General features: G+C 74.1%; 6 protein-coding genes. 3 read left to right on the top strand and 3 right to left on the bottom strand.

Annotation, left to right across the window (positions count from 1 at the left end; all coding sequences use genetic code 11):
* The 3 genes from G3I54_RS33210 to G3I54_RS33200 all read left to right on the top strand — a co-directional run.
* On the top strand, positions 1-969 hold a 969-nt coding region (locus G3I54_RS33210), incomplete at its 5' end, for a zinc ribbon domain-containing protein (protein ID WP_239144696.1).
* Between the two features lie 448 nt (positions 970-1417).
* Positions 1418-2395: a terpene synthase family protein gene (locus tag G3I54_RS33205; protein ID WP_164620239.1), complete on the top strand. Its 978-nt coding sequence runs from the start codon at positions 1418-1420 to the stop codon at positions 2393-2395.
* A gap of 171 nt (positions 2396-2566) precedes the next feature.
* Positions 2567-4051, top strand: a complete 1485-nt coding sequence (locus tag G3I54_RS33200; protein WP_164620237.1) for a carboxylesterase family protein — start codon at positions 2567-2569, stop codon at positions 4049-4051.
* Here G3I54_RS33200 and G3I54_RS33195 read toward each other — a convergent pair.
* From G3I54_RS33195 to G3I54_RS33185, 3 genes are all read right to left on the bottom strand, one after another.
* The gene (locus G3I54_RS33195; protein ID WP_164620235.1) at positions 4041-5096 is read right to left on the bottom strand and encodes a CopD family protein; all 1056 of its coding nucleotides are present in this window, start codon (positions 5094-5096) and stop codon (positions 4041-4043) included. The genes G3I54_RS33200 and G3I54_RS33195 overlap by 11 nt on opposite strands.
* A gap of 99 nt (positions 5097-5195) precedes the next feature.
* A complete protein-coding gene (locus G3I54_RS33190; protein ID WP_164620232.1) occupies positions 5196-5411 on the bottom strand; it encodes an EF-hand domain-containing protein in 216 nt (71 codons plus the stop codon).
* A 39-nt stretch (positions 5412-5450) separates the two neighbouring features.
* Positions 5451-6158 (bottom strand): polysaccharide deacetylase family protein (locus G3I54_RS33185; protein WP_164620230.1); only part of this gene is annotated, 708 nt, incomplete at its 5' end.

The raw sequence follows: 6158 nt of genomic DNA, 5'->3' as shown, positions 1-6158 counted from the left end.
GCACCCGCCCCCGTACCAGCGCAGCCCACCACGCCCCCGGCGGCGCCGACACCCGTACCGGCGCGGCCACAGGTGCCGCCCGTGCGGCCCGCGCAGCCCGCCCCCGTACGCCCCGGAGTCCCGGCGTCCGCACCGGTGCCCAGGCTGCCCGCGTCCGGATCGGCATCCGGATCGGCATCGGACGCGGACGAGCCGATCGGGGCGGTGCAGCCGGCCAAGCCCGTGACCCGGCGGCCCGTCGTGCGGCCGGTGGCGGAGGAGGAGACGCCGGACGGCCCGCCCTGCCCGGCCTGCGGTACGCCGAACCTGCCGGGGCGGAAGTTCTGCCGCCGGTGCGCCGCTCCGCTGCACGCCAAGGAGGCGCCGGCCGCCCTGCCGTGGTGGCGCACGGTGTGGCCGTTCCGCCGCCGGGTGCGCGGCGGTTCGGGCCGGGCGCTGCGGCGGACGCTGCTGGTCCTGGCCGTGGCCGGGCTGCTGGTCGCGGGCTTCCTGTTCTTCCCGCTGGGCCGCTATGTCTACGAGGACGTCCGGGACAAGCTCGGCGGCACGGCGGAGATCAGCCCCACCGGGGTCAGTGCGAGCGCGGCGGCTCCCGGTCACCCGGCGAGCGCGGCGATCGACGGCCTGACGAACAAGTACTGGGGTGCGCCCGAGCTGGGCGCGTCGCTGACCTGCTCGTTCGGGACGCCGTTCCGGCTGGTCGGCGTCGTGGTGCACACCGGTGTGTCGAAGGAGCCGCAGGAGTTCCGGCGGGGCGCGCGGCCGACCCGGGCGGATCTGATCGTGAGGACGAAGGACGGCACGGTCCACGAGAAGGCGGTGACCTTCAACGACAAGCCCGGCAAGCAGACCGTACGGACGGGCATCAGCGATGTCGTCTCCGTCCGACTGGTACTGCGGGAGGCGACCGGGCAGGGCGAGGGTCGGCCGATCGCGCTCGGCGAGGTCGAGTTCTTCCGGCGCACCTGAGCCGCGGGGGCGGGCGGCGGCGCGCTCCGCCGGTTCACTCGGCACCCGTTGCCGGGCCTCCGTCACTGCTGTTGCGGTGCGCCCCACAGGTTCACCAACTACCCAGTAGTGGTCAGAGAGTTCATGGCGATCAAACAATTTCGGTCACAAATGGCTTCCCTCGGCACCCCCACAGGGGGTTGACTGGGCACTACACATGGTGACGCGCTCGCCCACCGGCTCACCGACCCTGCCCCGGCCGCCCCGGCACCCGGCGGAGGAAGGAGGACAGCTGTGACCCTCCCACCTCGCACGGTCGCCCCGTCGTCCGCCCCCCGGGCTCTCGGCCGCCGCTTCCCGGCGGGCCGGCTCCCTTGCTCGATCACCCGGAATGCGTCGTTCACATCGTCCGCCCGTATTCATCAGACGAGGGGCAGCAATGAGCCAGATCACGTTACCGGCGTTTCATATGCCGTTCCAGAGTGCTGGATGTAATCCAGGCCTGGCGGAAACTCGTGGGGCGGCCTGGGAATGGGCCGAATCCGAAGGGCTCGATCTCTCCGTACCGGCCCGGAAGAAAATGATCCGGACCCGCCCGGAACTGTGGATATCCCTCATCTTCCCGAAGGCCACGCAGGAACATCTTGACCTGTTCTGTCAATGGCTCTTCTGGGCCTTCCTGGTGGACGACGAGTTCGACGACGGCCCGGCCGGACGCGATCCGCTGATGTGCGAGCGGGCGATCACCCGTCTGGTGGACGTCTTCGACGGGGCCGCGCCGAACGGACCGATGGAGCGGGCGCTCGCCGGGCTGCGGGAGCGGACCTGCCGCGGTCGGTCGCCGCAGTGGAACCGGCAGTTCCGGCGGGACACCGCCGCCTGGCTGTGGACGTACTACGCGGAGGCCGTCGAGCGGGCCGCCGGACAGGTGCCGAGCCGGGCCGAATTCGCCAAGCACCGGCGGGATTCGGTCGCCATGCAGCCTTTTCTCTGCCTGCATGAGATCACCGCCGGAATCGATCTCCCGGATTCCGCCCGGAGCCTGCCCGCGTATATCGCCCTGCGGAACGCGGTCACCGATCATTCGGGGCTCTGCAACGACATCTGCTCCTTCGAGAAGGAAGCCGCTCTCGGCTACGAGCACAACGCCGTACGGCTGATTCAGCGCGACCGGGGTTCAACGCTTCAGGAAGCCGTCGACGAGGCCGGGATCCAACTGGCGCGGATAGCCGAGCGGGTGGTGCGGGCGGAAAAGGAACTGATCGAGGAAATCGAGGCGGCGGGCATCACAGGACCGACCCGGGCGGCCCTGGAACGCTGCGTCCAGGACTACCGGGGACTGGTCCGGGGCGACTTCGACTACCACGCGCGCGCCGAGCGCTACACCCGTCCGGACCTGGTGGAGCTGGACGACCGGGACTCGCTGTCCCAGTACTTCGCCGCCTGAGTCGCAACGCCTCCCCGCCGGCGGGCCCGGGAATCACCTCCCGGGCCCCTCCCGGGCCCCACCCGGGCCCCACCGGCCGGTCAGCCGCCCGGGTGGTGTCGCGGACCGCCCCTCGCGGGCAGGGATAGGTCCGCCCGGGTCACCGCACCGCGAGAGGGGTTGGCAGGCACCATGTCCGACATCGTGGCGGGGACCGCCCCGCGGGTGGCGACCGTGCACGGCACCGTGCGCGGTGCGGTCGAGCGGGGTGTCGCGGTCTTCCGCGGCATCCCGTACGCGGCTCCGCCGGTGGGCGTACGAAGGTTCCGCGCGCCCGCGCCGCCCGAGCCGTGGACGGGGGTGCGCGAGGCGGTGGCGTACGGTCCGACGGCCCCCAAGCGGCCCTACGCCCCGCCGCTGGACCGGCTGCTGCCCGATCCGGCGGTGGCGGGCGACGGCTGGCTGAACCTCAATGTGTGGACACCCGCGCCGGGTGCGGCCGAGCTGCCGGTGCTCGTGTGGATCCACGGCGGTTCGCTGGTGCACGGCTCCTCGGCGGTGCCGGTGTACGACGGGTCGGCGTTCGCCCGGGACGGGGTGGTCCTCGTCTCCGTCAACTACCGCCTGGGCGTCGAGGGCTTCGGCGTCCTCCCGGACGCGCCCGCCAACCGGGGGCTGCTGGACCAGCTGGCCGCCCTGGAGTGGGTGCGCGACAACATCGCGGCGTTCGGCGGCGACCCGGACCGGGTGACGGTGGCCGGGGAGTCGGCGGGGGCGGTCTCCATCGCCGCCCTGCTGGCCGCACCCCGGTCGGCGGGGCTGCTGCGGCGGGCGGTGCTCCAGAGCGGGGCGCCCGCCGCCCTGCCCCCGGCCGCCGCGCGCGGGACGACCGAGCTGATCGCGAAGCGGCTCGGGGTGCCCGCGACGGCCGCCGCGCTGGCCACGGTGGACCCGGAGGCGCTGCTGACCGCGCAGACCGAGGTGACCAGCGGCGGAAACCCGCTGACCGGCCGCAACTCCTTCCAGGCGGTCGTGGACGGCGAGCTGCTGCCCCACGACCCCGTGGCGGCGCTGCACGCGGGCGCGTCCGCCGGGATCGATCTGCTGATGGGGACGAACACCGAGGAGTACCGGCTCTGGTTCGTGCCCGGCGGTCTGACCGAGAGGATCGGCCAGCTGCGGCTCCGCCTGGCTCGGCTGAAGTTCGGGGTGCCGAACGCCACCGCCCGCGTCTACCGGGCCAACCGGCCGGACGCCACCCCCGGCGAACTGCTCGGCGCCCTCGCGACGGACCTGCTGCTGCGGGTCCCGCTCAACCGGCTGGCCGACGCCCGGACGGACGCGCCCGGCTCCACGTACGTGTACGAGTTCGGCTGGCCCACCCCCGTACAGCGGCTCGGCGCCTGTCACGCGCTGGAGCTGGGCTTCGTCTTCGACACGCTCGCCCACCCCGACACGATGGCCCTGACCGGCCCCGACGCCCCGCAGGAACTGGCGGACGCGATGCACCGGGCGTGGGTGGACTTCGCGACGGACGGGGACCCGGGGTGGCCGTCCTGGGACGAGCGGCGGCCCGTGACGGTCTTCGGCCCGGGGGCTCCGGCCCTCGTCCTGGCCCCGCGCGACGACGAGTTGCGCGGCTGGGAGCCGTACCGCCGGACTCGCCCTAGGGCCTGAGCGAGATCCAGTGCGGGTCGGGGACCACGGTGAGGAGCGCCGAGACCACCACGACCAGACCCAGCACGACCTGTTCACGGCGGGCCAGCAGATGCGCGACCGACGGGTCGGCGTCCCGGAGCATCCGCCGCCGGGCCGCCACCGCGAGCACGCTGACCACGGCCATGAGCGCCAGCTTGACCAGCAGGGTGCGCCCGTAGGCGGAGGTGAACACCACGTCCAGCGGCAGCCGGCGCAGGGCCGAGACCATACCGGTGGCGGCGAGGGCGACGTACAGCCAGATCGCCAGACGCGCGTACCGGCCGAGCAGCGCGCGGGCCGCGACGGGTGAGCCGCGCCAGAGCCACATGGTGCGCAGGACGTACAGCAGGCCGCCGGTCCACAGCGAAGCGGCGGTCAGATGGACGACGGTGAGGGCGGCGCCGAACTCGGGGCTGTACGCCTCGGGGTGCGCGCGCAGGGCCTCCGCGCCGATGACGAGGGCGAGCGGGGCGAGTGCGAGGGCCGGGCGTCTGCTCGCGGCGCAGAAGGCGGCGAAAACCAGGCCGTTGGCGATGAGGAGGAGCAGTCCGCCCTCGCGGGTGCCGTAGGTCTCGGTGATCCCGAGGTCGCTGACGGCGGCGAGCCGGACGATCTGCCCGGCCGCGGCGGCCGCCCCGGCGACCGAGGCGAGCACCGCCCAGCTCCGTACGGCGGTACGAGGGCGGCCCCGGACGGGCCGGATGAGCTGCGGGGCGAGGAGTTCGCCCAGGTGGACGGCGAGGGCGGCGAACAGGACGGTGCGGAGCACGGTGGTGAGCCCCGCGCCGGGTATCCGGAGCTCCCCGGTGCCGCGGGCCACGAGGCCGGGGCCGAGCAGGGCCACGAGGAGCGCGAGGGCGCCCGCGGCGCAGAGCAGGAGCGGGGTGGTCCAGGAGCGTCCGGACTCCCCCTCCGCTGTCGCGCCGACGCGTGGCTCGTCGCCCGCCGGGGCCGGTGCGGCCGGGGCGGTGGGTATGCCGGGTCCGGTCGGCGCGGCCGGGTCGGCAGGGGGTCCGGAGAACATCACGGCCCGATCCTCGCCGGTGGACAAAGACACAGCAAGCCGCGCACGACGGGCGCGACGGCCGGCCCCCGACGGCGCGGGACCGGCCGCCGGGGCGGATCAGGCCTTGTTCTGCGAGGCCCAGAACTCGTCGAAGGTGAGCAGGCCGTCACCGTTGGCGTCGTGGGCGTTGATGATCGCCTGCGCCACCGTCTCGGTGACGAAGGGGTCGCCCAGCTGGGCCATGGCGCTCTTGTACTCGCTGGCCGTGATGAGGCCGTCGCCGTTCTGGTCGAACCGCTCGAATGCCGTCCGCGCCGACTCGATGTCCGCCACTGTTCCGCCCCTTCGTGATGCCGAATGTCAGGGGTCAGATTATCGGGCCGTCCGGGTGACGTCGGCGGCCGGTCGGCCCAGCAGCTCCGTGGCCGTCACCGCGTGCAGCCCGCGCCGGCCGATCTCGGCGAGGAGCAGCGGCAGCGCGTCGACGGTGACCGGTCGGCCGAGGCTCAGCTCCACCACCGATCCGTTGCGGAGCTCCCCGGCGACCTTCCGGGTGACGGCGGCGACGCGGGTGGCCGCGTGGTCGAGCGACTCCACGTCGCAGCCGAGGACATGGGGGTAGCCGGCCCGCTGGGCGAGGCGCTGGACGAGCGGGGAGGCGTACGCGGTGGGCGAGGGGCGGAACCAGGTGCCGATGGACCCGGTGAGCCGGCGCAACCGGCGGGCGCAGGCGGCGATCTCCTCGTACGCGGCACGCTCGTCCAGCGCCGCGAGGTCGAGGTGGTGCTCGGTGTGGTTGCCGATCTCATGGCCCCCGTCGAGGATCCGGCGGGCCAGGCCGGGGTGTTCGGCGAGCCAGGCGCCGACCGCGAGCACCGTGACGCGCGCCCCGGCCTGTTCGCACCGGGCGAGCGCGGTACGGGCGAGGCCGGGGTCGCCCCGCCCGTCGAAGGTGAGGGCGACGCGGGGCAGGTCGCGGGGGCCGTGGGCGATCCGGAAGGGCAGGCCGGGGAAGCGGCGCGGGGCGGGCGGACCCGCCGGAGCCGCTTCCGGCACGGCGGGTCCGGCGGTGCGGGCGGG

This window comes from Streptomyces sp. SID14515 (assembly GCF_010548505.1).
Classification (GTDB): domain Bacteria; phylum Actinomycetota; class Actinomycetes; order Streptomycetales; family Streptomycetaceae; genus Streptomyces; species Streptomyces caviscabies.
This window is presented reverse-complemented; position numbering and strand designations above follow the sequence as displayed.